This is a genomic window from Paraburkholderia tuberum STM678 (assembly GCF_902833905.1).
GTDB lineage: Bacteria > Pseudomonadota > Gammaproteobacteria > Burkholderiales > Burkholderiaceae > Paraburkholderia > Paraburkholderia tuberum.
In genome coordinates this window covers 104,749-131,655 of sequence record NZ_CADFGP010000012.1, presented here as the reverse complement: position 1 = coordinate 131,655, position 26,907 = coordinate 104,749, and the positions used below count along the sequence as shown (strand labels likewise).

Below are 26,907 nucleotides of genomic sequence, written 5' to 3'. Positions count from 1 at the left end.
TCTTCAGGCGCGCGTTTCACCGAGCGGTCAGTGGTCCTTCACTCAGCCTTCGTCGTCTTCCTCGTCGCGCTCGTTCGCGCCGTTCTTCGTGGGCGGCGCATTGCGATTGCGGAAATCCTTCGAGTGCAGGCCGTGCTTTTTCAGCAGCATCTGCAAGTGCGAGCGATTCATATCGATGCGCCGCGCCAGTTCGGCGACGGTCCCGCTGACTTCACGCAGTCCGCGTTCGAGGAACGCTTTTTCGGCGTCGTCGCTGGCCGCCCGCTTCGCGTCGCTCAACGACATCAGATTCGCGACGCTGATCGGCTGCTCGCCGCTCGCCTGCCCGCCCTCCGCCTGCGCCGCCGTTGAACCGGGTGCGGCGGGTCGCATATCGAGCGGCAAATGCTCGATGTCGGCCATGTCTGCAGCCAGACACGAGATGCGGTACATCACGTTGCGCAATTCGCGAATGTTGCCCGGATACGCGTAGCTCAATAGAAAGTCCCGCAAACGCGGCGTCAACCTGACTGGCCGGCGTTTCAGCGTGCCCGCCGCTTCGTCGCAGAACCACGCAATCAGCAACGGAATTTCGTCGCGCCGTTCGCGCAGCGGCGGCAACGTCACGTGAATCACGCTGAGCCGGTAGAACAGATCCTCGCGGAACCGGCCTTCCTCGCTGAGCTTGCGCAGATTGCGATTGGTCGCCGCGACGATGCGCGTATCGACCGCGATCGTTTCGTCGGAGCCGACGCGTTGAATCTCGTGCGCCTCGAGCACACGCAGCAGCTTGACCTGGCCCGCGAGCGGCAACTCGCCGATTTCGTCGAGAAAGATCGTGCCCGTATGCGCGCTTTCGAATTTTCCCTTGCGGTCGCTCGACGCGCCGGTGAATGCGCCCTTGCGATGCCCGAAAAGTTCGGATTCGAGCAGATTGTCGGGAATCGCGCCGCAGTTCACCGAAATGAACGGCTTGTCCGCACGCGCGCCATTCGCGTGAATCACTTTCGCCATCAGCTCCTTGCCGGTGCCGCTTTCTCCATCGATCAACACCGGCAAATCCGTTGGCGCCGCTTTTTCCGCGATTTCGAGCGATTCGAGCAAACGCGGGTTGTCGCCGAACGTGCCCTCGAAAATGAAGCTGCGTTCGAGTAGCGCCTTGCGGCGCGCACCGCGCGATTGCTCCGCGCTCGTCTGCGGCTCGCCCGCGGTGGCCGCCTGCACGAAGCGCTCCTTGTGCGAAAGCTGCATCACTTCGTCGCGCAACGACGTGGCCTGCCTCAGCAGCTTGTCGATATCGGCGCGTTCGAGCCGCGACGACCAGCGCAACGTGGAGCGCAGGATCTCGATCCGCTCGATCAGTCCCGCGTACGATATCGCGGGGCTCGCCTCTTCAATCTGGTCGAGTATCTTCATCATGATGCACTCAACTGTTTCTGCACGAGCTGATAGTACATGCCGCCGCGCTGGATCAGCTCCTCGTGACGGCCCTGTTCGACGATCGCGCCTTCATACAGCACGAGAATCTTGTCCGCGCGCATGATCGTGCTGAGCCGATGCGCGATTATCACCGCCGTGCGGCCCTTCAGGATGTCGTGCATGTTGCCGAGAATATTGCTTTCCGATTGCGAGTCGAGCGCCGACGTCGCCTCGTCGAACACGAGCAGACGCGGATCGTGATACAACGCACGCGCAATGCAAAGCCGCTGGATTTGACCGCCCGACAAACCGATGCCGCGCTCGCCGACGATCTGCTCATAACCGAGCGGCATCTTGCTGATGAAGCCATGCGCGTCGGCCATTTTCGCGACTTCCTCGATGCGGCGGCGCTCCGGCGCGTCGTCGCCGCTTGCGATGTTCTCGGCGATCGTGCCCGAGAACAGCAGATTGCTTTGCATCACGTAGCCGATTTGCGCGCGGAAATAAGTCTTGTCGATCACGCCGGAGTCATAGCCGTCGATCGTTATTTTCCCTTCGCTCGGCTGATAGAAGCCAACCAGCAGCTTCGCGAGCGTGGTTTTTCCCGACCCGCTGCGCCCGACGATCGCGACCAGTTCACCCGGCTTGATATCGAAGCTGATGTTCTCCAGCACATAAGCGGAATCCTCTTCGCCATAGCGGAAGTACACGCCTTGCAGGCTGATTTCGCCTTGCAGCTCCGGCAGCATCACGCGCGAGGGCAAATCCTGCGGCTTCTGTTCGGGCTCGATATCGAGCACATCGCCGAGCCGTTCCATCGCGACACCCGCATCGTTGAGCATGCTCCACAAGCCGACGAGACCCATCAGCGGACTCAATACGCTGCCCATGAATGCATTGAACGCGATCAGCTGACCGATCGTCAATTCACGCGCGAGTACCAGATTCGCGCCGACCCAAAGAATCGCAATCGTCGTTGCCGCATTCAGCAATTGACTGCCGAAGCCGACCAGAATATTGAATGCGTGCGCGCGATACTGCAATTCGAGCGCCTTTGCGTATTTCTTCTCCCAGCGCAACCGTACCGGCCGCTCGATGCCCATGCCCTTGACGGTCTCGACGCCGGACAGAGCTTCCATCAGGAACGACTTCGCCTCGGTCGACGCCGTGAAGACCTCGCGGGCGTAGCCCTTGATCTTCGGCGTCGCGATCACCGTGAGCCCCATGATTGGAATCACGAACGCGATCAACACCAGCGTCATCTTCACGTTGTACACGAACATGATCGTGAAGTAGATGAAGATCATCAGCAGATTCAGCGCGGTCGTCACGGTGGATTCGGTCAGGAACGCGCGGATCGTCTGGTTTTCCTGAAAGCGCGCGAAGATATCGCCGGTCTTGCGCTTCGCGAAGAACGAGAACGGCAGCGACAACGTATGCTTGAAGAACTGCGACATCATCGCGAAGTCCATGTTGCGAACCATGAAGTTCGCCAGATACGCGCGAATCGTCGACATCAACTGCGTGAAGACATTGGAGATGATGAGCCCGCCGATCAGCATATGCAGCAGACTGACGTTCTGATGCACGATCACGCCGTCCAGAATGTTCTGAATGATCAGCGGTGGAATCACGCCGAGCACCTGAATCACGAAGGTCGCCAGAAACAGATAGCCGAGTATCTTGCGGTACGGCTTCAGATAGCCGACAAAGCGAATCCACGGCGAGCGCTCGGCCGACATCTGCAGCAGCTGCGATCCGCCGGTAAACAATAGGCAGGTGCCGCTCCACCCGCGTTCGAAATCTTCGACGCTCAGCTTTCTGAAACCGAGTGCCGGGTCCGCCATCCAGACATAGTCTTTCGACAGCCCGTACACGACCACATAGTGATAGCCCTCCCAATGCACGATGAACGGCAGATCGAAGCCGCGCAGCGAATCGAACGTGCATTGCACGCCGCGCGTCGTGAAGCCGAGCGACTCGCCCGCGCGCGCGAGGCTGTCGAGCGTCGCACCTTGCGTCGTCACGTTCGCGAGTTCGCGCAATTTGCCGAGCGTCATCGGAATGCCGTAATGGCGGCAGATCGTCGCGAGACACGCGGCGCCGCAATCCATCTCCTCGGCCTGCTCGACGAGCGCGAAACGCCGGATGATCTTCTCGCCGAGTTCCGGTTTGCTCTGCAGGTCGAGCATCAACGGCAGCTTGCGCCGCTGTTCGAGCCGCTTTTGCCGTTGTAATTCGCGGTCGCCATAGCGGATCCGCTCGTCGAGCACTTCTCGCAGTTTCGGATTGCGCTCGAGAATGAAATGAACGGTGCGCTCGGGGATGACCAGCAGCCGCGTGTCGGTGGTTGCAACGACCGATGCCATCTGTTCCTGGCGCATCAGGCACGCCTTCTCGCCGAATATCTCCCCTTTGCCGAGCGTCGCGAGCGTATAGTCGTGGCCCTCCTCCTGCCGCACGATGCGCACCTGGCCTTGCCGCACCACATAAAGCCGCCTGTCGTCGCGGCCGTCCTGTTTCAGAATCTCCTTGCCGGCAGCGACCCGTTTTGCGCCGACGCTGCGCACGTACTCTTCGAGTTCCGCCTTGTTCAGCTTGCCGCGCAGATCGAACAATTGCGCGACGAAGCCCCCGGCCGAATTGATCGCCACATAGCTGGCGACGAACGCCGACGCGGCGGCGTTGCCCGCCATCACCGGTTCGATCGCGCTGCGCGGAAGGAACAGCACTTCGGTCTTGCCCGACGAACGTACCGACGCTTCGTGAACATACGAGCGCAACATCGCAATGTCGGCAAAGATCTCGCCCGACTTGCGCACGCCCATGCTGGTTTCCTTGCCGTGCTCCTCGGAGAAGATGCGTACCGTGCCCGAGCGGATCACATAGAGACCTTCGGCCACGTCACCGGCCGAGCACACCGTTTCGCCGAACGGATAGAACTTTGCCTGCGCGTACTCGGCAAGCCGCTCGATTTCGTCGCGCGAGAACGGCGACAGGATCTCCACCGAAGCGAGAAATTCGGCGGTGGAAGGCGCGGATGGCGCGGTCTGGAGGGCGTCCATGTATCGGTGAGCCTCGCTTTATCGGGCGCTAGTCGGGCACTAGCGCGCTTCGATCACGTGTTCCTGGGCGCGGGCAATGAGCCAGCTCTCGCGCAGCAAACGGCGGATTTCGGTGGCCACGTCGGCATCGAGCGTGGCCGGATATTTGGCCGTGACCGCGAAGATCTCGAAACACGAACGGTCGGCCGACGGAAACGGCCCAAGCAGATCGCCGACCGCCGCATTGAAGATCTTCGCCTCGATATCGGGCTTCAGCGAACCGCGCAGTACCTTGCCGATCACGCCGCCCGACTCGCGCGTATCGGCAATCGAATGCTCGCGCGCCATCTCGCCGAAGGCGTCGGGGTCGTCGTGCAGGTACGAGATCATTTCCTTCGCCTTGCCTTCGCTATCGAGCACGATATGGCTGACTTCGATCGCGTCGAACTTCGGTGAATTCAGCGCGAAGTAATCATGGATCGCCGCCTCGTTACCGATGTTGTCGAGCATCTTCTCCTGATAAAGCCCGTCGGTAATGAACGCCTCGAATTCGTCGAGGCTCACGTGCAGCGCGTCGAGATAATGATTCATGTCCGCCGCGCGATGCAGCCCGCGCACGCGGCGAAACTGGTCCGCGCGCTGCTGGATTTCGTCGGCGCTGACGGCGACGCCCTGCTTCTTCGCCGCATGGACGGTAAGCTTGTCGCGCACGATCTGCTCGACCAGGCTCTCGAACTGGCCGGTCAGTTTCAGAAGACGAATGAACTCGTCCACGTCCACGACTTCATCATCGATACGCACTATCGCGGTCATTTGCTCGGCTCCTTTCGTGGATGTTTGATTCGCGCGCTCAACCCGCCACCTCTCTGAACGGATCGAGACCGAGGTCGATCAGGCGCCGCTCGCGCACGACGATTTCCGCATTGGCGGTCATGCCGTAACGCAGCGGATAACGCGTGCCGGCCACCTGGTAGTAGTCCTTGTCCAGCGTGACACGGCCTTCGTAGACCGGTTGCTTGTCCTGCGCGGATGGCTTCGTGGCCGGCGAGATATAGGCGAGCGTGCCGCTGATCAACCCGTAGCGCTGGTAAGGAAACGCGTTGAACTTCAATTTGACAGGCAGGCCCACGTGCAGAAAGGCGCGGTCGTGTTCGGAGATTTCGATCTTCAGCACGGGCCGCGCGTCTTTTGGCGCAATGCCGCCGAGCGGTGCATTCGCCTGAATCTTGTCGCCGCGCTGCGTCGACGTGACGTCGGTGATCACGCCTGAAACCGGCGCGAGAATCAGCAGAAAATTGTCTTTATCGATGTTCTCGAAACGCACCCGCGCGGCGGCATCAGCTTCGAGGCGCGCGCTTTGCAGTTGCACGCGCAGTTTGTCTTCCGCATCGGTGATGTCGCGCACCGCCTGATCGTATTGCAGCTGCAGATCGGTGCTTTGCTGGCCGCTCGTCGCCAGTTGCGCATTGGCCTGCGCGTATTCATGGCTCAGACGAAAGTCGAGCTCGGCCAGCTTCGACTGCGCGACACGGTAAGCGTTATCCGCTTCGAGCGCGGCCGTGCGTTTCTGCTCGACCTGTAATTCGGCAATGCCACCGCCGCCCGGCTGCGCGAACAGCCGCGAATAGCGATCGAGTTCCTGATTCGCCGCTTCGCGCGTGCGGCGCGCGTTGTCGAGCGAGCTGCGCGCTTCGTCGAGTTCGGCCTTCTGCCCTTCGGCAAGCTTCGTCGTGCCTTCTGAAACGCGATTCTCGTGCAAGCGCTCCTCGACTTCGAGTTGCGCCTTCAACGACGCGGCCTTGCGTTCCATCAACGCCTTCTTCTCCGGGAACTGCTTCCATTCGCGTTCGGCGTCTTCGAGCTTCACTTGTGCCTGTAACGCGTTGCTCGCTGCCTCGATCGCGCCGCGCGCATTGAGCCGCGCGAGCACGTCGCCTTTCGACACCGGCTGCCCCTCGGCGATATACAGATCCGCGAGTTCGCCGTCGATCGGTGTATAGATGCGCCGCACCTCCGATTCCGGCGCCAACGTGCCGGGCGCGCTGACGATCACATCCGCGCGGCCGACGAACGACCACAGCAAACCCGACACGACGAGCGCGACCATTGCCCAGATCAGCGCGCGCGCAAGCCGCACCGGCTCGGACGTCAGAATCGCAATGCCTTCGACGCTATGATCTTCGAGCGCCTCCGACAACGGTCTAGGGTGAGGATCGCGTTTCACTCTGATCGCCTCCAATCAACGCGAGCTTCGCTTTCAGCAGCCCAGGGTCCAGCACCATGCGCAACTCGGTCAACGAGCGGCGCTGCAAACTCGCTTCGGCTTCGATATCCGCGAGCAGGCGATCGAAGTCGGCGGGATGATCGGCCTTCAACTGCGTATAGATGCGCATGCCCTGGCGTGCCGCCGTCTGCGCCTCGCTCAGCAGACGCGCCTCGTTGCGAAAGCCCGGCGAGATGCCGGCTTCGAGCCGCTGCGTGCCGCCGATCGGGCCGTTCGCGCGGTACGCTTTCCACAGGCTTTGCGCGCGCACCAGCAGATCTTGCGCATGCGCGAGTGCCTTGTCATGCAATGCGGCCACGTCTTTCTGGATCGCCTGCACGAACCATGCGTCGGTCCGCGGATCGAGGCTCGCGTAGAACGACAGCAGACGCTGGTCGTAATCTTTCCCGTCACGCGTTTTCCGCAGATCGTTGTATTGATCGGACAACGCCTGCTTGTGCGTCGCTTCGGCCGCGAGCACATCGGACCACGGGCTCGCCGGCATCGACTGCAAATCGTTCAGCGCCTGCTGCGCGTCGCCGCGCTGCCACGCGGCATCGACCGCGTCCTGCCGTTGAACGATGTCCGGCGACGGCAAGCGCGTCGCCGCAAGCTGCTGGAATTGCGCCTGAAAAGGCGGCGTGCTGAAGCGCACGGTTTTCATCATCGCCAGCAATGACGTCAATTGACGGCTCAACGCGGCATTCAGCAACCCGGTGTATTGGCGCAAATCGTCGCGCACTCTATCGAGCCCCGCGAGCCGCGGATAACGCTGCGCGTAATCGTCGAGTACCGGCGGCAGCGCATCGGGTTTGTCGCGCGAAAGTTCGGTATGAATTACGCCATTGAGCCGATCGATCGCGGCGACGTACACCGAATCGTCGCTTTCGAGCTTGCGCAGATGGCTGAGCGTGTGTGCGTAGGGCTCCGCGAAGACCGGCACGTAACTCGCAATCCGATCGAGCGCGCGCTGGTGACTCGCCGCGTCGTCGTCCCAGCGGTGCAGCAGACCGTTGATCGTCGCTTCGTCCGTATACATGCGGATCGGCGCGTCGACGCCGCCACGCGCCGCGACGAAGCGTTCGAGATCGCCGACCCATTGCAATTCGCCGACCAGCGACGCGGCATCGGCGTCATTTCCGCTCAACGCCCTCATGTTCTTCAGCAGCGTGTCGGCCTGGTCGAACTGCGCTTTTTGCACGGCTTCGATCCAGCCCGGCAAGTTCGCTTTCAACAACGCCTCGCTCGCGAGCGCGCTGATTTTCGTGTCCGCCGGATGCGTGGCCAGATAGCCGCGCGCCATCGTGAGAGCGCTCGAGTAATCGCCGCTCGCGAGCAGGCTCTTCAACTCCCGTTCCGATGAACCGTGCAGATAAAGGCCCACGCCAAGCGCAACCACGATCGCGATACCCGCTGCGCCCCATGCCGCCGCGCGCCGCACATTGGTGCGCTCGCCGTCCGCTAACGCCTTGTGGAGTTCGCCGGCGACCATCTTCCAGCGACGCGGCTTACCTCTTGCCGCGCTTTTAGCTTTGCCGCTTCTTTCGTTCGCGCCGTCTCTCGTATCGGCGGGATGCCCCGCCTGCGCACCTTTGGCGCCCTGTGCGCCATTTGCCGTCCCTACTCCGTCACGCTTCGCGCGCGCGGAGCCCGGCTGCGCCGCTTCATTCACTTCGTCTTCGCGTTGCAGCGCCGGATCGACGCAAAAGATGTCGAGAAACGAATGCGCGGCGCCGACGAAGGTCGTCTTGTCGGCATCGGCGGCACTGTCGACAGCGGGCTGAAGAGAGAGCTGGGTCACGGTGGGTTCGACGTCGGCGGAGTTCTGTAGCGACACCCTGTAGACGAAGTGGTCGCCGCCAAATGCAACGACGTCGCCGTCCGCCAGTGCAAGCGCCGATTCGCCGATCCGCTGTCCATTCACGAACGTGCCGTTGGTGCTGCCGAGATCCTCGACATAGAGCTCGCCGCCCTTTAGAAACAGGTGCGCATGGCGCCGGGAAATGTAATTGACCTGGTGCGGATAACGGTCTTTGTAGCGCGAGAAAACCTCGTCCGTTTTACTGACCAGAAATGGAAAAGCCAGCACGTCGACCGGTTGCAGACCCAGGTCATCGCGCTGCGGCACCAGCAATAGATGAATGAGGGGAGAAGCGCTTCCAGCCGTGACGACGCGCGCGCGCGGCTCGATGCCGACGCGATAGCGCAGTTCACCGCCAAAGCAGAGTTCATCGCCGGCGCGTACACGCGCGGGGGTTTGTCGCACCGCGATGCCGTTGACCGTCGTGCCGTTCTTGCTGCCGAGATCGGCAACATAAATCGCGCCATGCTCGATGAAAACGCGCGCATGTCGGCGCGAGAGCGCGGCGGTCCATGGTGCGGGATAGTCGCTGAACGGCGCTTCGCTGCGGCCGATGGCGAACAGGTTGTCGACGATGCGAATGGCATCGAGCGCGGGGCGCTGCGCGCAGGCAACCGGTGACAACACCACGTCGAAGGCAGCGTCCACTGTCACGCGCATTTCAGCAATCGGAGCTTCGCCGGTGGCCATTTTATCTGGATCGCTAAGCGTTTACCTGCCGCGGCGGGAACGCGGGGCGAACTGGACGAAGGACAACGGCGCAACGATATTGTCGTGAAGAGCCACGCAAACGCTGACCCCTAAAGGATTGTAAGTCACGCATCGAGAGTGTCAATTTGGATATCGCCGGATGAGAAGACCGCGGATAAGCCGTCAGCCGACGAAATACCCGCGCGGTACGCCAACTCGTGGATTAGCTCAATGTTTCGTTACTTCTCTTTGACCTGCGCTTGCACGTCGACACCGGGCCATCCGCCGCCGAGCGCCTTATAAAGCGTTACCGTGTCGGACAGAATCAATTGGTGGTTTTCCAGCAACGCCTGTTGCGCCTCCAGCAAGGTCCGCTCGTCTTCGAATACTTCGAGCTGCGACACGACGCCAAGACGCAGTTGCGACTGGATCTGATCAGCGACGATCTGCAGGCGCGACACCTGCTGCTGCAATTCCGCGTGCTGCGCCTTATGGGCACTCAGATTGACGAGCGCGTTCTCCACTTCCTCGAACGCGCCCATCACGGCCACGCGATATTGCTGCTCGGCGACTTTCGATTGCGCCTCGGTCACCTTCACATGTGCGCGCACGCCCGGATCGAACAGCGGAAAATTGATGCTCGGCATCAGGCCGAACGTGAACGACTTCAGCAACTGGTTAAGCGCGTAACTTGCCGTGCCGCCTTGCGCGGTGAGGCCGATGCTCGGCAATTGCGCGAGCTTCGACTGACCGACGAGGTCATAGGCCTCGAGCACCCTGAATTCGGCCGCCACCACGTCGGGGCGGCGCGACAGCAATTGCGCGGGCAAACCATCGGGCACGCCCGGCAATTTCACGCGCTCCTGCAAATGGCCCTGCGGCACATGGAATTCGCCGGCCGGCACGCCGAGCAACGTGCATAGCGCGTTGTCGGAGACCGCCCGCGATCGGCGCAGATCATAGAGATCGTTGGTGAGCCGGTTGATCTCCGCCTGCTGGCGCAACACCTGCGTTTGCGGCACGAGCCCATTGCGCGCCTGGCCTTCGTAGATCGCCAGGATTTGCTTGTTCGTGGCGATGGTCTTTTGCTGCTGTGCGATCTGGTCGTCGAATTGCAGGATCTGGAAATAGGTACTGGCCACATTCGCGACGAGTTCGAGATATCCCGCGCGCCAATCCGCCTCGCTCGCGTGGAATTCGGCCTTTTGCGCCTGCACGCCTTTTTCGACCTTGCCCCAGATGTCGATGTCCCAGTTCACCTGCAGCGCGAGGTTGTACGTCTTCGTCAAAGGCTGGCCAGTCGTCTTCGTGTAGTCGGCGCCGGCACCGAGGTCCGCCGTCGGCAACGCGGCCGCGCCTGTCTCGCTGATCTGCGTGTGCGCGACTTCGATACGCGCGGCCAGCACCCGGATATCGAAGTTGCCGTCGATCGCCTTGTCGATCAGCGTATCGAGGTACGGATCCTGGAAGCCCTTCCACCAGTCGCGCTCGATCGTCTCCGCGGCCGATACCGGCGCGCCATTGCGATCCGACCACGATGTCTTGGCCGGCGTGTCCGGGCGTCGATAAGCCGGCATGCTGACGTCGACGCACGCGCTCACTGCCAAAGCGCACATCGTTGCCGCGCAGATCCCGCTTAGCACACGGGCTATGCGGCGAGGCGTCCTGGCTTCAGCAGGAATCCGCTGAAGGTCCAGCGAATCACACGACGAATCGAACGATGATTCCGGCAATGCTGACACGGTGGTCTCCAGTTGCACCCGCCTGTTTCGCGCGAGATGCCCGGTTTTTCAGCCCGAGCCGCTTCCGCGCGGCTTCGGCAATGAAGCGGCGGAAAAGTCGATGCGGGGAGCGGCGGATACGCGAAGGATGCGTGGAAAGGACGATTGGATTAGCGGTCTTTTGAGCGATGCGCCTGTTGGGGCACGCACACGCGGCCGCCCGGGCCGCGTGTGCGCCGCTCACTACCCGTTGTTGACGTTGCTCGAGTAAATGGTCGGTTGGATGTAGGTGGCCGTACCGCTGACTAGCGCCGAGTCGTTGCCGTTAGCGCTCTGGATGTTCATTTCCGTGTTGATCATCTGCGTCGTGGAGACGTTCTTGATGCTGCTCGGCGCATAGACGGGCGCATAGCTGAGGTACGACGGCATCGAATAGTAGCCGTTGCCACCGCGCACGGCGCTCATCGCCTTGCTGTCGAGTTGTTCGGTGTTGGACAGGTCCTTGATCATCAGCGTGTTCATGGCAAATCTCCTGGGAGTGGGAAAGCGCATCGTGGTGCGTCGGGTTCGAGCAACTTGTCTGCTCGGGCGCTACTGATGCATGGGCTATGCCAGGAGTGCCTTGCTTTCGTCATTCGCGTCCTGAACGCCTTGTAGCAAAGGCCAGGAAGATCGCACCCGCTGTCCCGACGCTGACGAGCGGCACAGCGAGACGAGTGAATGGTGGATCGCAGCCAACAGCGCGCGCGACATTGTTGGCTGCTCGATGACAGTCAGCGCGCGATCACCGTGATCTTCTTCGAATAGACCGGCGGGTTGTGCGGCATATGCATGTCGTCGCCCATCAACAGCTGCAGCGTATGCTTGCCCGGCGGCAATGAAATCATCGTTTCCGTTTCGCCCGCGCCGAAATGCAGATGATGGCGATCCGAGGGTATCTCCTGATCCATCGGCGGCAGATCGGTATCGATCAGAAGATGATGGTGGCCTGTGTTCGGGTACTTCACGCCTTTCGGCGCGACCCCCATGAAACGCAGACCGAACCACACGCGAAACGGTTTATTGGCGGGCACCACCTGGCCATCGTTCGGATAGCCGATATACGCGTAAGCGCCGGGCGGCGACGGCGTCGCTGCCCACGCGCCCTGCGGCGCGGTCGATACCGTCAGCGCCGCTGCGACGAATGCCGCGGCCGCAATGATCTTCTTCATCAGGACTCTCCGTTCCGGCTTGACCGGTTCGAACGAACGGACCGCGTTAGTTCTTTAGCACGGTGATGGTGATCTTCTTCGAATACACGGGCGGTACGTGCGGCACGTGATTATGGTCGCCGAGAATCAGCTGCAGCGTGTGCTTGCCGGGCGGCAACTCGATGCGCGCGTCGGTTTCGCCCGCGCCGAAATGCAGGTGCTGGCGATCCGATGGAATCTCCTGATCGAGCGCGGGCAAATCCGTGTCGATCAGAAGATGATGGTGGCCGGTATTCGGAAACGCGACGCCCTTCGGACACACGCCCATATTGCGCAGCCCCATGCGCACCCACAACTTTCCGCCGTGAATCACCGCACCATCCGACGGCCAGATGATGTACTCCTCGGCCCCCGGCGGAGACGGCGTCTGCTCGGCGCGCGCAATGCCGCCAGTGCCGATACCGAGGCAGACCGCGACGAGCGTCGCGCACACCGCCGCGCGTAATCCGCCGCGACGCGCTTGCGCCGGATCACGACTGCCGAAAAGAAAGGAAACACGGGTTCTTCGCATAGCGCACTCTCCCGAACAGGAGTCATGGCTGGGGCCCGGCTATCGATGACAATCCGGGTGTTCGAGCGGCATGTCGCGGGTCGAAACCGGCAGGCAGCCCACCTAGTTAAAACGACCGAGTGACGTGACTTTCTGAATCAGCTTAGGACGTAACTTGCCAAAAAGATACGCAATGCTCGTTAACCGTATGACGCGTTAAGGACTCCCGGACAGTTGTGACGCAAAGCGCGTGCTATCGTTAATAAAGAGCGCGGGCAGCGCGAGCCTGGTGCACGAATGCCTGAACTCTGTCCGGTACAAACGGGATATAAAGATGTGGCGACGATTCCTGCTGGTGTGCATGGTTGGGGCAATCCAGGCGCAGTGGGACGGTGCCGGTGCCGCGACGCAACGTGAAAGCATCGAGCCGAGCCCGGCTTGGGTAGCGAGTCATCCGGCGCGGCCGGCGGACACCGCTTTGCTCCTTTCACCCTTTGCTTCGTCACGCGACGACACGCATTCGCGGCGTGTCGCGCTCGTGATCGGAAATGGCGAGTACGGTGACGCCACTAACCCGATCCGCGCCAACGCGCCGCGCGACGCCGAATCGATCGGCGCTGCGCTCCGTGCGCGTGGCTTCGAAGTCATCACGCGCACGAATGCTACGCCGCCGCAAATGCGCGCGGCCATCGACGAATTTCAACGACGATTGCAAACAGGCGATATCGGAGTGTTCTATTTCGCCGGACACGGCATGCAGGTAGGCGCACAAACGCTGCTTTTGCCGGTGGGACTCGATGCGCGAGGCGATATCCGCGCGCCGGTGTCGCTACTGAATAACGGCGTCGATCTGAATACCGTTTTGCATGCGATGCAATCCGCCCGTGCCGGCCGGCTCAATCTCGTGATTCTCGATACGTGCCTCGACAATCCATTTGCCCCCGCCGCGGTTGCGATCGATAAACCGAGGATCGCTGCCAACACCGTGATTGCCTATGCAACCGCACCGGGCGGTTTCGCGGCGGACGGTCCGCGGCATGGCGTCTATACCGATGCCTTGCTGCAAGCGCTCAACGACGCCGACGCATCGTCTCGATCGCTCGCCGCGCTGTTCCGACAGGTCGGCGCCGAAGTACGCGCCGCTACACGCGGAACGCAGCAACCCTGGCTCTCTGTCGCGCGGTCATCCATTCCCACAAGTGGCGAAGGCGCTATCGAGTCGTCGAATACGTCAGAGCGTCGCGCCATCACGCCGCGCAGTCGCGGCATCATGCCCAAGGAAAGCGGCGAACAATACGAAATCACGTTCTGGGATTCGATCAAGGACAGCAACTACCCAGCCGATTACGAGGCTTATCTGAAGGCCTATCCGAATGGCCGCTTCGCCACACTCGCGCATGCGCGTATCGATCGATTGCGCGCGGCGGCATCGACTCCCGCGGTGAGTGCCGCGCCGGCTGCACCGCCAGCCGCGCCCGCGACGCAGAGCGGTCACGTCGCGCCACCCACGCCGCCTGCCCAGGTCATGCATCCCGCGACGCAAGCCAGCGCAGCCGCGCCGCCGCCGCGCCCCGCTGCCGCGCCATTCGCCGAAAAGACCGTCGCCCATCCACCGACGGCCGGTGAAATCCGCGACTGCGCGGCCTGTCCGGTCATGGTCGCGGTACCCGCCGGCTCGTTCGCAATGGGCAGCAATACCGACGATCCGTCGGAAAAGCCCGTGCATCACGTGAGCATCGGCGCGCCCTTCGCGATCGGTAAATTCCCCGTGACGGTCGAGCAATGGAACGCGTGCGTCGCCGCGGGCGCCTGCCAGAAGCTGACGCCGGAGAGCAATAGCATCAAGACCGCACCCGCGCGCGATCTCAGTTGGGACGACGCGCAGCAGTACGTCAAGTGGCTCGCCAAAACGACCGGCAAACCGTACCGTCTGCCGACCGAAGCCGAATGGGAATACGCGGACCGCGCCGGCACCACGACCGCGTACTGGTGGGGCGAGCAGATGCGCAAGGGCAACGCCAATTGCAAGGACTGCGGCGACCCGTGGCACAAGGAAGGCCCGGAAAACGTCGGCACGTTCGCCGCGAATCCGCTGGGTCTGTACGACATGAACGGCGGCGTCTGGGAGTGGACCGCCGACTGCTGGCACAACACCTATCAGGGCGCGCCCGTCGATGGCCACGCGTGGGACTCGCCCGGCTGCGAGATGCGCGCGATTCGCGGCGGCTCATGGCGCGAAGGCGGCGACTACATGCTCAGCGCGACGCGCTTCAAATACAGCGCGGGCGTGCGCCAATCGCAGAACGGTTTTCGCGTCGTCAAGGATCTGCACTAAAAGCCGTGTCGATTGGCTCCCTGACGGATCATCGCGTCGCGGGTTTGGTCGTAATCGGGGCGAAGTCCGCCAACAGGCGATCCTGCCCGTATTGACCGCCAATCTGCTTGAGCCGGGTCTCGAGCGCGCGCAGATAAACAGCGCGCGCTTCGCTTTCCGGGCGCAGCTTGTCGAACAGCGGCACCGGCGTCACCACCAGCACCACCATTTCCGAGCCGAACGGCTTCGATACGGTCCAATCGCCCGCATTGCTGCCGATCGTGTACGGACCGCCGTTCGCCTGCATCTGATTGTCCGGCCACAGACGACTGGGCACCATGTGCACGACGTGGCCGTCTAGCTGGTAGTAGTCGACGGTCGCAAAGGAATCGAACGGCGGCGCTTTCAGGTCGACCACCAGCGAGTCGTTCTCGGTCAGAAAACCGCTTGGCGGACGCATCTGCAGCGACGCCACGCGCCCCGCCTGCCAGTTGCGCACCAGAAACGGCGCGAGCGTTTTGACGAAGTCGCATTTATCGTCGGCGAGCGGCCGCACGTCTAGCGAAACCGTATCGACGCCAGGCAGCGCCGCCAACGTCTCCTTCAGATGCGCGGCACCGTATCGCTGCGACAGGAAACCGCGTACCGTCAGTGCGTGGTCCTGCACCGCGCCCGATAGAGCCGAACAGGGCACCTGGGCAAGCGTGGGCGTGATCGCGGCGAGCGTCAACGCGGGCTTCGGCGCGGGCGCCGGCGTTGTCTGCGCGAGATTCGTTGCAGGCGCGACAGCGGACGCCCCAGCCGCCCGATCGACCTGATCGCCCTGCGATCGCGCCGCCTCGGTTGGCGCGGCTTGGTGCCGGCTGGACCCCGAGCGAAAAGCGAACACGCCCACGGTGACCGCGCACACGACGGCGAGGCCTGCGAGCCCTACCCACGCGAGCGTCCCGGACTTCTCCGCGCGCGCTTCATTGTCGAACTCGGCGATAAAGCGCACGACGCTCGGCATCCGCGTATTGCGATCGAACGACAACGCGGCACGCAACGCGCGCCACTGTCGCGCATCGAGATTCGCCGGACGCTGCGGCTTGAAATCGGCATTGCGCGCCTGCGTGGCCGACAGGCGATCGAACGGATGATGTCCCGTCAACAGCTCGTACGTGATGCAGCCAAGCGCGTAGATATCGTCGCGCGGGTCCGGCTCGCGATGCTCGATCATCTCCGGGCTCGCATAGGCCGGCGTCAACGCGCCGAGACTGCCGGGATCGAACACCGTCGCGTCGCTCTCCTCTTCAGGCCGCTGGAATACGCGCGCGATGCCGAAGTCGATCACTTTCACTTCGGCATTCGTGGTCAAAAACACGTTCGCGGGTTTGAAATCGCAATGGACGAAGCCGCGCTCGTGCGCGTAGGCGAGCGCCGCGCACATGCCGCGCACGATCGGCAGCGCGGCCCGCACCGGCATGCCCTGATAGCCCGGCGTGCGCAGCAGCTGGCTCAGGGGCTTGCCGCTCAGGTACTCCATCGTCAGATAGACGATCGGCCCGTCGCGGTCGAAGTCGTAGACGGTGATGATGTTGCGATGCGCGAGTACCTGCGCCTTGCGCGCCTCGCGCTGCAGCGCGACCAGCGAATTCGGATTGCCGCGAAACTGGACGTTCAGCACCTTGATCGCGAGATAGGGCTTGCGATCCGACGCTTCGAGCTTGCGCAGATCGAGCGCCTTGTACACGGTGCCCATGCCGCCCACGCCAAGGCACTCCTCGAGCACGAAGCGGTTGTTCAGCGTATCGCCGATGCCTTTGATGGTCTCGTGCGCGGCGCTGCCGGCAGTACTCGCGGCGCCCGCACTCCCAGCGCTCGACGAACGCAGCGACGGTAGATCGACCGTGGTCTGGATGCCGGTTTCCTCGCCACCCGCCGCGACGTTCGACACGCGCAGCAACTCGATGCGCCGCCGCACTTCCAGGTAGAGATCGTCGGGCAACGGCGACCGATGATGCGCGGCGTACAGCGTCTCCAGCAGCCGCGTCGGACCGAGTTGCTCGGTCGCCAACGCGCTGTCGAGCTGCGCGACGAACTCGTCACGCGATAGCTCGCCGCTCTGGAAGTCGAGAATCACACGCGCAAGGCTAGCCATTTGTGCGAAGCACCGCCGTTGCCGCTGGACCGTGTCGCATGCGACCGACGCCACGCGGGTCGATAGAAAACCTGTCGTATCCAGTTACATGTGCCGTTTCGATACTAGCTCCCGGTCCGCGCTTTCGCAAACCAGGCAAACCAGGCATGAGCCGCGCGCCGCGCCGCGTGCTGGCTCGCGCAATGTCGTGCGCCATCCAACAGGGTCCGCCGCGATGTCGGACCGCGGCCACCGCTCCGAGCGCGTCAGCGTGCTTCGAGCTGACCGGCACGGTGGTCCCTCCACGCGCAAAACCCTTATACGACTGGGCTTCGCCGATTTCCTCAGGATCCTTGATTAATACTGGCACAGCCTGTGCGTTAGTGATGTCCGAGCAAACGAATTGCTCGAAACCACTCGCAACACTGCGAACACTTCTTTCAGGAGACTCACCATGAAAACGCTGATGATCAAAGACCTGTCCGTCACCGAACAACTCGACAGCAAAGCCATGCAAGCCGTACGCGGCGGCTTCGGCCCGAGCAAGTACTACAGCTTCGCCCCGGTCTATGCGCCGACCAGCGTCAAGAACACCAGCACCACGCAACTGATCAGTAACGAACTGAACTTCCAGAACGCCAACGGCAACGATGTTGCGCTCGCCACCGGCATCACGTCGGACTTCTCGCCGTATATCAATTCGAGCAACAGCAACCACTAATAGTGCGTGGTGCGGCGAGGCGCCCGCAGCCGCGGGTCGCTTCGCCGCGAGCCATTCATGTCCGCTTTCCGTACGTCTTTGGAGAAACGCCATGTCATCCCTCATGATTCGCGATCTGTCCGGCACGCGCGAACTCGACCGCCGGGCCATGTCCGGGATCGCCGGCGGCACCGGCAGCAACGTGCCCATGCCTTCGGGCCTTGGTGGTCTCGGCAGCCTTGCCGGCATCGCCAACGTCAACGTCAACGTCAACGTCACTCAGAATCTGGCTCAGCAGCAAATCGTCAACGTCGCAGCGCTCAATGACATCGGTTCGATCGGCCCAGGCGTCGTGCTGCCGCTGAAGCTGAAAGTCGACCCTATCCTGTCGGGCGCCAATTACTCCGCCGTGTAAGCCGGGGCAGCAGCGGGGGACCGGGGGTTCCTTCACTGCCGCGGCAACACCACGGCCATGCGCGCCGCGAATGGATTTCCTATACTGATAGTGCGTTGAGACCGCAGCACAACGAATGACACGCCGAACACATTCCGAGCACGGCGGCCGGCACCCGAACGGGTCTGGCCGCCGGAGCGTTTTTCTGGAGCCATCATGGCCAAGCTGAGCATCAAGGATCTGACCGAAAGCGTCGAACTGGACCGCGAGGCGATGGCCGCGATCGTCGGCGGCGCCCGTGTCGGCGCGCGCTCGAGTCTCGCCGCGCCGCTGGTGCCGGCCGCGATGCGCGTCGTCGAGTACCCGCCGGGCTTTCCGGCCGCGCATCTGCGTATCGCGGAAGCAGCCTCGCCGCGTAGACGCCAGCGCCCCTAGCATTCCTCGCCGGGGCGTTTCACCATCACGGCACGCGCATATGGCGCGTGCCGTTTCTGTTTGCGCTTGCGATTGAGTGTTGGACGCCTGAGTTCGCCGCGCGCGACGCTGCGCTGCGCCCCAACCATTCGCTCGTGACTCGTGGGACGCGCGCAAACACATCGACGCGCAATCGCGATCGTGTTCAGTGCGATTCAACGCGGCTATCGCGCGGATCCTTGCCAGGCTTCGCATCGCGGCCCCCGCTCCATGTTGCGGCGCACGTTCCCTCACATTGGCATAGGCCTTGCAGAAATCGATGCGGGCGCCGCACTGTGCTCGCCTTTCCACGTCAAGGAGAAATGCCATGAAAGCCACTGTGATCATCAAAGACCTGCCGCCCGGCGCGGGCGAGCCATCCGACGAGAAAACGCTGACCGCCGAACAGATGAAGACGCTGCGCGGCGGCCGCTCGGTAGTCGTCAAGGTGGACGGTGGCGGCACGGGTACCGTCGACGATTGGGACATCAACACCGCGATCTTCGAAGGCCGCATCAGCGGAACCTATCTATAGGACGCGCGACGTGTCCGCAATTGGAAAAACGGCACCCGGCTCAGGTTTTGAGCGCGACAGGTGCCGTTTCAATTGGCTCGAGAATCTCCGCACGTGCCGCGCGTCGCCCCGGTGATCTGATTAAAGGATCGACCTTGGGCACAAGGTTTGCTGCCTGGGGATTACCCTGCGGCCTTGTGGCCAACGTAGATAAAGCAGGTCTCTCTCAACCAGGCGGAGGTCATAACATGCTAGGAACCATTCTTCTAATCGTGCTGATTCTGCTGCTGATCGGCGCATTTCCAGCGTGGCCACACAGCCGATCGTGGGGCTATGGTCCGACCGGTGGACTCGGCATCGTACTGATCGTGGTGATCGTTCTGCTGGTTGCCGGTGTGATATAGACCACGCGTAGTGGACTGGAACATGAGGCGGGCCGCCGTCTATCCGCGCGATGTCGCGTGCCGGTAGTTGGCGGCTTCGCTTTTTCGTCGTTGCCGAAGCACTTGATGGAAAAGTTACTGGCCAATCAGATCGCGCTTATTACCGGCGCGAGTTCGGAATCGGCTATGGCATCGATATGGCTAAAGCCGATACGCGGACCATCGGCGTGGCCGTCGATCGATTGCTCGAATAGATCGACATCTTCGAGCCAGGCACGCTGCCTGCTAAAACTCCTGCGTATTCGAACTCCAATACGAAAGGAGATGACATCATGCCTTACCTACTTGGCTGGCTGCTCGGCGTTCCAGTGATCGTACTGATCATCCTGTACCTCATTTTCCATTGATATCGCGCGGTACAGACGATAAGGATGACGTTGTTCCCGCGGCGGCGGTATGCGGATCGTTTCATGGTCAGCGTACCGCCGCCATCAGCGTGCCCATCCCTACCAGCAAGCTCCCCATCAGACGGTTCACGATGCGCAGCCGCGTCGGCCGCTGTAGAACCGTACGCAGACGGTGCGGGAAGATTGCCGCCGATGCCACGCCCAACGCGAATATCAGCGCAAAAGTACTGCCCAGCAAAAGGTACTGATGATTGGCCGACCAAGGCGCTTCATTCGACGAGGTACTGATGGGACAGAACCGGTGAAGCCGCAAACGTGCCGTATCTCCATTGTCTGAAGCCTCGAAAACGAAGGGTATATCCGCGGCTATGTCGCATTGCTCGATCAGCAAAAACAAGATCGCAGGCATTCGCCATAGCCGCTCGATGTTCGCGCTGCGCTGCATGAAGAGCATTCCGTCAATCGCAATCTGATTGACGAGACTGCGCGCGCTTCAATGCGCGGCCCGTGAGGCGGCGATGATCGCGTCGGCCACGGCCTGCGGCTGGCTCAGCATCGCGACATGGCTGGTGGCGACGCGCGTGATCTTCGCGTCGATGTGTTTCGCCATCTCCAGTTGCAAGGACGGATCGATCATGCGGTCGCGGCCCGACACCACGAAGTACGACGGCTTGCCATGCCACGCGGCGTTCGTCACCTTGTCGTCGATACAGCCAGCGGCCCAAGGCTGCTGGGTCGCCGCGATCAGGCGCTTTTGCGGCAGCGGCAGATCCTGCGCGAAGTCGTCCAGCACCGCCTGGGTCGATAGCGTCAGATAACCCGCCGAGTCCTTGCGCAATTCGCTCGCCCAGACTGGCGCTGGTTGGTCCTTCGTGATGTCGGCAATGGACTGACCGTTGTCCGGCGCAAATGCCGCGACGTACACGAGGCTCTTCACCTTGTCGTCGTTGCCGGCCTCGCTGACCACCACGCCGCCCCATGAATGGCCGACCAGAATCACAGGCCCGTTCTGCTGCGCGATCACGCGCCGGGTTGCCGCCACGTCGTCGGCGAGCGAGCTCAGCGGATTCTGCACGGCCACCACGTGCAGGCCGCGCGCTTCGAGCAATGGGATCACTTTGTCCCAGCTGGACCCGTCAGCGAAAGCGCCGTGTACGAGAACGACGTTCTTGCCCTTCAGGTCATCGGACGGCGCGGCCTGCGCGGACTCCGTGGCCTGCAACGCGAACAGTCCGCCCAGCAACAGAACGGAACCCAGAATTTTTTTCAGCACCGTGGTCATCGTTTTTGTCTCGACAGGTGAGTTAAACAAGGAGTCCGCGCGTCGACGTGAGCCGATGCACGCGGACGGCCTGCTCATTTGCATCGATCACGAATGCGCGTAGATGGAACCGAGGCCGACGATGTTGGAGCCGTCGTACACGCGATCCGCCGCCGCATGCTTCATCGGCGCGTGCGAGCCCGAAGCGGAACTGCCGTTCGCGACGCCACCGTAGGCGGGCGCGTCATGGCCCGCGCTGATGCGCGCCTCGGCCGCTTCGATGTTCTGCGGGTATTGCGTGTTGTCGCTGGCCGGGTTGTAGCCGGCCTCTTCCAACTGGAGCAGTTCCGCGCGGACTTCGGCACGTGTGAGTGCCTGTTGCGGTTGCGATTGCGGTTGCGCTTGCGCGAACGAAACGACGGGAACGGCGACGAGTGCGGCGACGATCAGCGATTGAACGAGTTTCATGAGTCTTCTCCGGGTATCGAACCATCAGGGATAAGGATTGAGCGGGACGCGAAGCCATCGACGCGGATACACTGTGACGTCCCGCCTGATTCACGCAACGTTGTGAATCAACCTTGCGTGAAGACATTAGAACGCTCCAGCGTATCTGCAATGTTTTCGTCACCCCCCATTTCTGCAAGCGTGTTTGTCTGCGTATGCCGTTGATACATTGCGATACCAAAACCCACTTCCGAACCTGCCGAGCAGGGCCGGCGTCGCATGCGTCGTGCGGGTTGCAGGTGGGTTGCAAATGGCCCGCTCATGAAAAAACCCCAGCAGCCGTACGTTCGACTGCTGGGGTTCCGTTCAGAAAAAGCCGGCGCGCGCCGGCTCCATCAAAGGCGGGTGACGTCGAGAATCGCATCCGCAAAGGCTTTCGGCGCTTCCTGCGGCAGGTTATGGCCGATGCCGCCACTGATATTGCGGTGCTGATACTTGCCGGTAAACTTCTTCGCGTATGCTGCGGGCTCGGGATGCGCGGCGCCGTTCGCATCGCCTTCGAGTGTGATGGTCGGCACCGCGATCGTCGGTCCGGTGGCGAGGCGCTTTTCGAGTTCGTCGTATTGCGGCTCGCCCTGCGCGAGTCCCAGACGCCAACGATAGTTGTGAATCACCACGGCAACATGGTCCGGGTTATTGAACGATTCGGCGGAGCGCTCGAACGTGGCGTCGTCGAAATTCCATTTCGGCGAGGCGGTATGCCAGATCAGCTTGTTGAAGTCATGACGGTTCGCTTCATAGCCCGCGCGGCCGCGCTCCGTGGCGAAATAGAACTGATACCACCACGCCAGCTCGGCCTTCGGCGGCAACGGCGCGCGGTTCGCGTCCTGGCTGCCGATCAGATAGCCGCTCACCGACACCATCGCCTTCACGCGTTGCGGCCACAGCGCGGCGACGATGTTCACCGTGCGCGCACCCCAGTCGAAGCCGCCGAGCACGGCCTTGTCGATTTTCAGCGCGTCCATCAGGTTGATGATGTCGACCGCGACCACCGCCTGTTGACCGTTGCGCGGCGTATCCGCCGACAGAAAACGCGTGCCGCCGTAGCCGCGCAGGTAAGGCACGATCACGCGATAACCGGCCGCCGTCAGCAACGGCGTCACTTCGGCGAAGCTGTAGATGTCGTAAGGCCAGCCATGCAGCAGAATGACCACCGGTCCGTTCTGCGGGCCCGCTTCCGCGTAGCTGATGTTCAGCGTGCCCGCATTGATCGAGCGAATCTTCTCGAACGACGCCACGCGCGCGCCCGCTTTCGCATTGCCGGCCGCGTCGGCCGATTGCGCATGCGCGAGCCCGCTCAGTCCCAATTCGAGCAGGCTGATACCGGCAACCGCCGTTCCGAGAAAGCGGCGGCGGCGACTATTGATCTGATCCGACATGGTTGTTCTCCTTCAAGCAAAGGCTTTGATACGGAATTGATCGGGTCCGCTCGCGCGCGATAGCGCACAGCCGCATGCGGGCACCGTGCAGGCAGAGCAGACTTCAATGGCAATCTGAAACGAATCGAACGAGACGGGTAGAACGAATCTGAAACCGGAGATGCCTTGACGACTGAACCACTGGCTTACCGCGGTCGCGACGCTTGAGATGGATAGTGACAGCGCAAGCCTTCATCAGCAAGAGCAACTAAGTTCACAAATCGTTGCCTTATGGGCAACACATTAATTGCAATCGACAAATCACATGCGCGAGATCAACCAGCAACGCCTTCGCTACTTCAACGAGGTGCTCACGCACGGCACCATCCGCGGCGCCGCCGAAAGCATCAATACGTCGCCCTCCGTGATCACGCGGCAGATCAAGCTGCTCGAGGACGAACTCGGCGCGGTGCTGTTCGAGCGGCAGCCGCGCGGAGTCAGGCCGACCGAAGCGGCCACGCATCTGCTCGAATTCTGGCGCGGCTACCGTTCGCAGCAGGAGAAGCTCGAAGATCAATTGCATGCGTTGAAAGGCCTGCAGCGAGGGCAGATCCGGCTCGCGGTCAGCGAAGGCTTCGTCGATACGCTGGTCGACGATGTGCTCGCGCCATTCTGCGTCCAATATCCAGAACTCGAAATCGGCCTCGATATGCTCGCGGTCGACGCGATCCAGGAAGAAGTCGCCGAAAGTCGTGCGCATATCGGGCTTGCGTACAATCCGCCGCCTCATGCGCGCCTCGAGCATCGCGCGAGTTCGCCGCAGCCGGTCGTGTTGTTGCTAAGAAGCGACCATCCGCTCGCGAAGCGCAAACGACCCGCGACGCTCGACGACCTGCGCGCGTGGCCGCTCGCGTTGATGCCACCCACCTTTGGGATCGGTCATGTCGTCAAGATGACGGAGCTCGCCGAAAACGTGTCGATTCCCGCGACGCTGACCACCAACTCACTGAGCGCATTGAAGCGCTTCGTCACGGTCGACAACTTCATGACGCTGATCGGCGAATTCGCTGCCTACCGCGAAATCGCGAGCGGCGAATTGACGACGATACCGATCGCGCATCCGCTGTTTTCCGGCGCGCAGGCGCGTGTGCTCGTCAAGACCGGCCGGCCGCTCGCACCGGGACCTCTCGAATTGCTGCGCTGGATCGAGGAGCGTATGCCGATGTTCTCCACGTCCAGCGCAAATAGCGTCGCAGCCGCGACCGGAACCGCGGTGCGTAAGCGCAGGGCGCGCTGATCCAGCGTTCGGCTACCGCCGCCCTCGCCCCCGCGCGCATCGGTTCCTCAACCGATTTGTGTCGCAATGTATCCGCGCCATACGCAGACACACTACATTGCAAGCGCGCCTGATCCCCGACATAAACCAGATACGTGCGGGCGTTCCAATACGGCCATCCCAGCCAACGGAACGCCCATCATGCACAGTACTCTCGAAACTCCGCTCGCCCTGCTCGCCGGGCTGCTGACGATTGCCTCTCCCTGCGTGCTGCCGGTGATGCCGATCCTGCTCGGCACTTCCGTCGAACGACCGAGCCGCACGCGGCCACTGTTCATCGTCGCCGGCTTCATTCTGACTTTCGCGTCTTTCGCGCTGCTATTGGGCGCGGTGTCGAGCACCGTGCACGTCGCGCAACAGGTACTGCGCAATACCGGCATTGCGTTGCTCGCACTGTCCGGGCTTCTGCGTATCTGGCCGCGACCTTACGACTGGCTCGTCGCGCAACTGCAAGGGCCGCTCGAGCGCATCGGCGCGGCCATTGCGCCAGCTACGCAACCCGGCAGCGGCAACGCGGGCGGCTTCGTGCTCGGCATGTCGCTCGGCGCGGTATGGACGCCCTGCGCCGGCCCCGTGCTCGCGTCGATTCTGGTGCTCGTCGTGAAGGCTCAGGATCTCGGTTGGTCGGCTCTGCTGCTCACGCTGTATGCGATCGGCGCGGCGATTCCGATGCTCGCGATCATCTACGGCGGACATTACGTGACGCGTCATGTCCGTGTGGTCTCACGTCACGCGGAGCGCCTGCAACAGGTATTCGGCGTACTGGTGATGCTGACCGCCCTCGCCATCTATTTGCAGTACGACGTGCTGCTGTACGCGCGGCTCGCCGGTCTTTTCCCTTCACTCAAAGGACTTTGACATGACTACCCGCCTGAAAACCTTCGCACTGTCCACCGCGTTTGCCGCCTGCGCGTTGATCGCGACGAGTACGGTCGCCATCGCCGCGCCGCCGGAAAGCGGCTCGCCCGCACCCGAGCTCACAGGCATCACGCAATGGCTCAATAGCGAGCCGCTCAAATTGCAGCAATTGCGCGGCAAAGTGGTACTCGTCGACTTCTGGACCTATAGCTGCATCAATTGCGCCAACACGCTGCCTTACGTAAAAAGCTGGAACCAGAAGTACAAGGATCAGGGGCTCACGGTGATCGGCGTGCATACGCCGGAATATCCGTTCGAACGCGACACCGGCAACGTGAAGACCGCGCTGAAACGGCTCGGTATCAGCTATCCGGTTGCGCAGGACAACCAGTACGCCACCTGGAATGCCTATAACAACCAGTACTGGCCCGCGTTCTATCTGATCGACAAGCAAGGTCATATCGTCTACACGCACTTTGGTGAAGGCGACTATGCGCAGACCGAAGCCAGGATTCAGGCGCTGCTCGCGCAGAAGAATTGACGAAGCGCTTGCTGACTCGTAGCACGGGAAAGCCCGCTGCACCCACGCGATCGGGTGCAGCGGGCCTTCGTTTTTGGCGGACGACTAAAAGAGGTAATTGGCGAAAAGGCCGTACGTAATCTGACTCGTCTTTTCAGTGATGGGGCTGTCGGTCGCGTCGCCGCGCAGCCACGCGAACGACACGCTCGCGCCAACGTTCCAACGCGTTGCGATCCGGTAAACCCCGTTGACTGAGAAGCGCAACTGGTTCAAACCGGAGCTGGCCGAGTAGGTCGGCAATCCCGAGCGCGCGCTCTGCTCGGAATTCACGCCAAAATAGGTTTCGTTGTATTTGTCGCTTCCCCACGTCAGGCCCGGGCCTGCGCTGAGCGTCAGTTGCGCAATGGGTTGATAGCGTCCCAACAGATCGAAAGTCGCGACGGTGCCGCGATCGTTGCCGGCAATATCGGTCAAAACGCTCGCGCGCGCCGTGACGAACTCCCACGTATAAACACCGAACAGCTCCGCGTGCGCGGTGCGTTTGACGTCGCCGAGTCCGTGCAGCCGCGAGTCGTCGGACTCGCTGCGCGGTTCGATGAAATCGTAGGTCAACGCCGCGCCGACGCGCCAGTTACTATCACGATACAGATATGCGCCCAGCGATAGCACCGAGCCCGCGTCTGGATTCGCGCCGATAAAGAAGCGATCGTAATTCACGCTCACCGACGGCACCGCCTCCCATTTCGTGCCACTCGCGCCCGGAAATTTCGGCATGTTCACGACCCCTGCGCCAACCGCAAAGCGCCACGGGCTCGCGCTCGCGCCAGGCGCCTGCGTCACTTCCGGCGCGCCGATGGAGAACAGGCTTTCCGACAAACCGAGCGTATCGTCGGCCATCGCGGTGACGGCAAACAGCGACAAGCCGGCCCCCGCCAGCACCTTGAGCATACGCGGCTTTGACACATCGATCATTTCTGTTTCTCCGTGAAAAATTAAAAAAGACTGAATGCGACTTTTCCGATCCCGGCATTCATGGAGTGGCGGCGAAATTGTGAAATAGTTGAGT

The 26,907-nt window shown here is 62.1% G+C and carries 24 protein-coding genes and 2 pseudogenes; 11 read left to right on the top strand and 15 right to left on the bottom strand.

Features of this window, described 5'->3' with window-relative positions; genetic code table 11:
• Positions 1–42: 42 nt before the first annotated feature.
• The 9 genes from HWY30_RS13215 to HWY30_RS13175 all read right to left on the bottom strand — a co-directional run bounded on the left by HWY30_RS13215 (position 43) and on the right by HWY30_RS13175 (position 12,738).
• Positions 43–1,398 carry a sigma-54 interaction domain-containing protein gene (locus tag HWY30_RS13215; protein ID WP_090807571.1) on the bottom strand — a complete coding sequence of 452 codons (1,356 nt, stop codon included), beginning with the start codon at positions 1,396–1,398 and terminating at the stop codon, positions 43–45.
• On the bottom strand, positions 1,395–4,463 hold the full coding sequence (locus HWY30_RS13210; protein WP_090807573.1) for a peptidase domain-containing ABC transporter: 3,069 nt from the start codon (positions 4,461–4,463) through the stop codon (positions 1,395–1,397). The genes HWY30_RS13215 and HWY30_RS13210 overlap by 4 nt, the downstream gene beginning before the upstream one ends.
• Positions 4,464–4,502: 39 nt before the next feature.
• On the bottom strand, positions 4,503–5,255 hold the full coding sequence (locus HWY30_RS13205) for a peptidylprolyl isomerase (RefSeq protein WP_090807575.1): 753 nt from the start codon (positions 5,253–5,255) through the stop codon (positions 4,503–4,505).
• Positions 5,256–5,292: 37 nt separating this feature from the next.
• Positions 5,293–6,666 (bottom strand): beta-barrel domain-containing protein, encoded by a 1,374-nt coding sequence (locus HWY30_RS13200; protein ID WP_090807577.1) that lies wholly within the window; start codon positions 6,664–6,666, stop codon positions 5,293–5,295.
• Positions 6,644–9,256: an FHA domain-containing protein gene (locus tag HWY30_RS13195; protein ID WP_090807579.1), complete on the bottom strand. Its 2,613-nt coding sequence runs from the start codon at positions 9,254–9,256 to the stop codon at positions 6,644–6,646. The genes HWY30_RS13200 and HWY30_RS13195 overlap by 23 nt, the downstream gene beginning before the upstream one ends.
• Positions 9,257–9,495: 239 nt before the next feature.
• Positions 9,496–10,872, bottom strand: coding sequence for an efflux transporter outer membrane subunit (locus HWY30_RS13190; protein WP_244144898.1), 1,377 nt, complete (start codon positions 10,870–10,872; stop codon positions 9,496–9,498).
• A 348-nt stretch (positions 10,873–11,220) separates the two neighbouring features.
• On the bottom strand, positions 11,221–11,499 hold the full coding sequence (locus tag HWY30_RS13185; protein WP_090807581.1) for a hypothetical protein: 279 nt from the start codon (positions 11,497–11,499) through the stop codon (positions 11,221–11,223).
• A 251-nt stretch (positions 11,500–11,750) separates the two neighbouring features.
• The gene (locus HWY30_RS13180) at positions 11,751–12,188 is read right to left on the bottom strand and encodes a DUF4399 domain-containing protein (RefSeq protein WP_090807583.1); all 438 of its coding nucleotides are present in this window, start codon (positions 12,186–12,188) and stop codon (positions 11,751–11,753) included.
• Positions 12,189–12,234: 46 nt separating this feature from the next.
• Positions 12,235–12,738, bottom strand: coding sequence for a DUF4399 domain-containing protein (locus HWY30_RS13175; RefSeq protein WP_090807584.1), 504 nt, complete (start codon positions 12,736–12,738; stop codon positions 12,235–12,237).
• 313 nt (positions 12,739–13,051) lie between these two features.
• Between HWY30_RS13175 and HWY30_RS42955 the strand changes: the two are divergent.
• Together HWY30_RS42955 and HWY30_RS42950 are read left to right on the top strand one after the other, a co-directional pair.
• Positions 13,052–13,882: pseudogene (locus tag HWY30_RS42955) on the top strand (caspase family protein); the annotation flags it as partial.
• Positions 13,883–13,987: 105 nt separating this feature from the next.
• Positions 13,988–15,052: a formylglycine-generating enzyme family protein gene (locus tag HWY30_RS42950; RefSeq protein ID WP_425199376.1), complete on the top strand. Its 1,065-nt coding sequence runs from the start codon at positions 13,988–13,990 to the stop codon at positions 15,050–15,052.
• A 28-nt stretch (positions 15,053–15,080) separates the two neighbouring features.
• Here the strand turns inward: HWY30_RS42950 and HWY30_RS13165 are convergent, their stop codons facing one another.
• Positions 15,081–17,171 (bottom strand): serine/threonine protein kinase, encoded by a 2,091-nt coding sequence (locus HWY30_RS13165; protein ID WP_090807588.1) that lies wholly within the window; start codon positions 17,169–17,171, stop codon positions 15,081–15,083.
• A 433-nt stretch (positions 17,172–17,604) separates the two neighbouring features.
• Here HWY30_RS13165 and HWY30_RS13160 point away from each other — a divergent pair, with 433 nt between their 5' ends.
• From HWY30_RS13160 to HWY30_RS13140, 5 genes are all read left to right on the top strand, one after another.
• A complete protein-coding gene (locus tag HWY30_RS13160; protein WP_090807590.1) occupies positions 17,605–17,871 on the top strand; it encodes a hypothetical protein in 267 nt (88 codons plus the stop codon).
• Positions 17,872–17,962: 91 nt separating this feature from the next.
• Positions 17,963–18,265, top strand: a complete 303-nt coding sequence (locus HWY30_RS13155; RefSeq protein WP_090807592.1) for a hypothetical protein — start codon at positions 17,963–17,965, stop codon at positions 18,263–18,265.
• A 195-nt stretch (positions 18,266–18,460) separates the two neighbouring features.
• A complete protein-coding gene (locus tag HWY30_RS13150; RefSeq protein WP_090807593.1) occupies positions 18,461–18,679 on the top strand; it encodes a hypothetical protein in 219 nt (72 codons plus the stop codon).
• Between the two features lie 346 nt (positions 18,680–19,025).
• Complete coding sequence (locus tag HWY30_RS13145) at positions 19,026–19,232, top strand: hypothetical protein (RefSeq protein ID WP_090807594.1); 207 nt, start codon at positions 19,026–19,028, stop codon at positions 19,230–19,232.
• 227 nt (positions 19,233–19,459) lie between these two features.
• Positions 19,460–19,615, top strand: coding sequence for a DUF3309 family protein (locus HWY30_RS13140; RefSeq protein WP_018423731.1), 156 nt, complete (start codon positions 19,460–19,462; stop codon positions 19,613–19,615).
• A 453-nt stretch (positions 19,616–20,068) separates the two neighbouring features.
• Here the strand turns inward: HWY30_RS13140 and HWY30_RS13135 are convergent, their stop codons facing one another.
• Positions 20,069–20,239: a hypothetical protein gene (locus HWY30_RS13135; protein ID WP_410452386.1), complete on the bottom strand. Its 171-nt coding sequence runs from the start codon at positions 20,237–20,239 to the stop codon at positions 20,069–20,071.
• Positions 20,240–20,396: 157 nt separating this feature from the next.
• On the opposite strand from HWY30_RS13135, the pseudogene HWY30_RS42945 reads away from it, so the two are divergent.
• Positions 20,397–20,474: pseudogene (locus tag HWY30_RS42945) on the top strand (AsnC family transcriptional regulator); the annotation flags it as partial.
• 20 nt (positions 20,475–20,494) lie between these two features.
• On the opposite strand, the gene HWY30_RS13130 reads toward HWY30_RS42945, so the two are convergent.
• From HWY30_RS13130 to HWY30_RS13120, 3 genes are all read right to left on the bottom strand, one after another.
• Positions 20,495–21,283: an alpha/beta fold hydrolase gene (locus HWY30_RS13130; protein ID WP_090807595.1), complete on the bottom strand. Its 789-nt coding sequence runs from the start codon at positions 21,281–21,283 to the stop codon at positions 20,495–20,497.
• 87 nt (positions 21,284–21,370) lie between these two features.
• A complete protein-coding gene (locus tag HWY30_RS13125) occupies positions 21,371–21,730 on the bottom strand; it encodes a DUF4148 domain-containing protein (protein ID WP_090807596.1) in 360 nt (119 codons plus the stop codon).
• 374 nt (positions 21,731–22,104) lie between these two features.
• A complete protein-coding gene (locus tag HWY30_RS13120; protein ID WP_090807597.1) occupies positions 22,105–23,148 on the bottom strand; it encodes an alpha/beta fold hydrolase in 1,044 nt (347 codons plus the stop codon).
• 304 nt (positions 23,149–23,452) lie between these two features.
• On the opposite strand from HWY30_RS13120, the gene HWY30_RS13115 reads away from it, so the two are divergent.
• From HWY30_RS13115 to HWY30_RS13105, 3 genes are all read left to right on the top strand, one after another.
• A complete protein-coding gene (locus HWY30_RS13115) occupies positions 23,453–24,424 on the top strand; it encodes a LysR family transcriptional regulator (RefSeq protein ID WP_090807598.1) in 972 nt (323 codons plus the stop codon).
• A 180-nt stretch (positions 24,425–24,604) separates the two neighbouring features.
• A complete protein-coding gene (locus HWY30_RS13110) occupies positions 24,605–25,321 on the top strand; it encodes a cytochrome c biogenesis CcdA family protein (protein WP_090807599.1) in 717 nt (238 codons plus the stop codon).
• Between the two features lies 1 nt (position 25,322).
• Complete coding sequence (locus HWY30_RS13105) at positions 25,323–25,862, top strand: thioredoxin family protein (RefSeq protein ID WP_090807600.1); 540 nt, start codon at positions 25,323–25,325, stop codon at positions 25,860–25,862.
• 84 nt (positions 25,863–25,946) lie between these two features.
• On the opposite strand, the gene HWY30_RS13100 is transcribed toward HWY30_RS13105, so the two are convergent.
• Positions 25,947–26,813 carry a MipA/OmpV family protein gene (locus tag HWY30_RS13100; protein ID WP_090807601.1) on the bottom strand — a complete coding sequence of 289 codons (867 nt, stop codon included), beginning with the start codon at positions 26,811–26,813 and terminating at the stop codon, positions 25,947–25,949.
• Positions 26,814–26,907: the final 94 nt, after the last annotated feature.

Excerpts from the sequence above, each read along its gene's own strand:
- HWY30_RS13215 (WP_090807571.1), bottom strand. The coding sequence starts at position 1,398 with ATGATGAAGATACTCGACCAGATTGAAGAGGCGAGCCCCGCGATATCG.
- HWY30_RS13210 (WP_090807573.1), bottom strand. The coding sequence starts at position 4,463 with ATGGACGCCCTCCAGACCGCGCCATCCGCGCCTTCCACCGCCGAATTT.
- HWY30_RS13205 (WP_090807575.1), bottom strand. The coding sequence starts at position 5,255 with ATGACCGCGATAGTGCGTATCGATGATGAAGTCGTGGACGTGGACGAG.
- HWY30_RS13195 (WP_090807579.1), bottom strand. The coding sequence starts at position 9,256 with ATGGCCACCGGCGAAGCTCCGATTGCTGAAATGCGCGTGACAGTGGAC.
- HWY30_RS13190 (WP_244144898.1), bottom strand. The coding sequence starts at position 10,872 with ATGTGCGCTTTGGCAGTGAGCGCGTGCGTCGACGTCAGCATGCCGGCT.
- HWY30_RS13185 (WP_090807581.1), bottom strand. The coding sequence starts at position 11,499 with ATGAACACGCTGATGATCAAGGACCTGTCCAACACCGAACAACTCGAC.
- HWY30_RS13180 (WP_090807583.1), bottom strand. The coding sequence starts at position 12,188 with ATGAAGAAGATCATTGCGGCCGCGGCATTCGTCGCAGCGGCGCTGACG.
- HWY30_RS13175 (WP_090807584.1), bottom strand. The coding sequence starts at position 12,738 with ATGCGAAGAACCCGTGTTTCCTTTCTTTTCGGCAGTCGTGATCCGGCG.
- HWY30_RS42950 (WP_425199376.1), top strand. The coding sequence starts at position 13,988 with ATGCCCAAGGAAAGCGGCGAACAATACGAAATCACGTTCTGGGATTCG.
- HWY30_RS13165 (WP_090807588.1), bottom strand. The coding sequence starts at position 17,171 with ATGGCTAGCCTTGCGCGTGTGATTCTCGACTTCCAGAGCGGCGAGCTA.
- HWY30_RS13160 (WP_090807590.1), top strand. The coding sequence starts at position 17,605 with ATGAAAACGCTGATGATCAAAGACCTGTCCGTCACCGAACAACTCGAC.
- HWY30_RS13155 (WP_090807592.1), top strand. The coding sequence starts at position 17,963 with ATGTCATCCCTCATGATTCGCGATCTGTCCGGCACGCGCGAACTCGAC.
- HWY30_RS13150 (WP_090807593.1), top strand. The coding sequence starts at position 18,461 with ATGGCCAAGCTGAGCATCAAGGATCTGACCGAAAGCGTCGAACTGGAC.
- HWY30_RS13145 (WP_090807594.1), top strand. The coding sequence starts at position 19,026 with ATGAAAGCCACTGTGATCATCAAAGACCTGCCGCCCGGCGCGGGCGAG.
- HWY30_RS13140 (WP_018423731.1), top strand. The coding sequence starts at position 19,460 with ATGCTAGGAACCATTCTTCTAATCGTGCTGATTCTGCTGCTGATCGGC.
- HWY30_RS13130 (WP_090807595.1), bottom strand. The coding sequence starts at position 21,283 with ATGACCACGGTGCTGAAAAAAATTCTGGGTTCCGTTCTGTTGCTGGGC.
- HWY30_RS13125 (WP_090807596.1), bottom strand. The coding sequence starts at position 21,730 with ATGAAACTCGTTCAATCGCTGATCGTCGCCGCACTCGTCGCCGTTCCC.
- HWY30_RS13120 (WP_090807597.1), bottom strand. The coding sequence starts at position 23,148 with ATGTCGGATCAGATCAATAGTCGCCGCCGCCGCTTTCTCGGAACGGCG.
- HWY30_RS13115 (WP_090807598.1), top strand. The coding sequence starts at position 23,453 with ATGCGCGAGATCAACCAGCAACGCCTTCGCTACTTCAACGAGGTGCTC.
- HWY30_RS13110 (WP_090807599.1), top strand. The coding sequence starts at position 24,605 with ATGCACAGTACTCTCGAAACTCCGCTCGCCCTGCTCGCCGGGCTGCTG.
- HWY30_RS13105 (WP_090807600.1), top strand. The coding sequence starts at position 25,323 with ATGACTACCCGCCTGAAAACCTTCGCACTGTCCACCGCGTTTGCCGCC.
- HWY30_RS13100 (WP_090807601.1), bottom strand. The coding sequence starts at position 26,813 with ATGATCGATGTGTCAAAGCCGCGTATGCTCAAGGTGCTGGCGGGGGCC.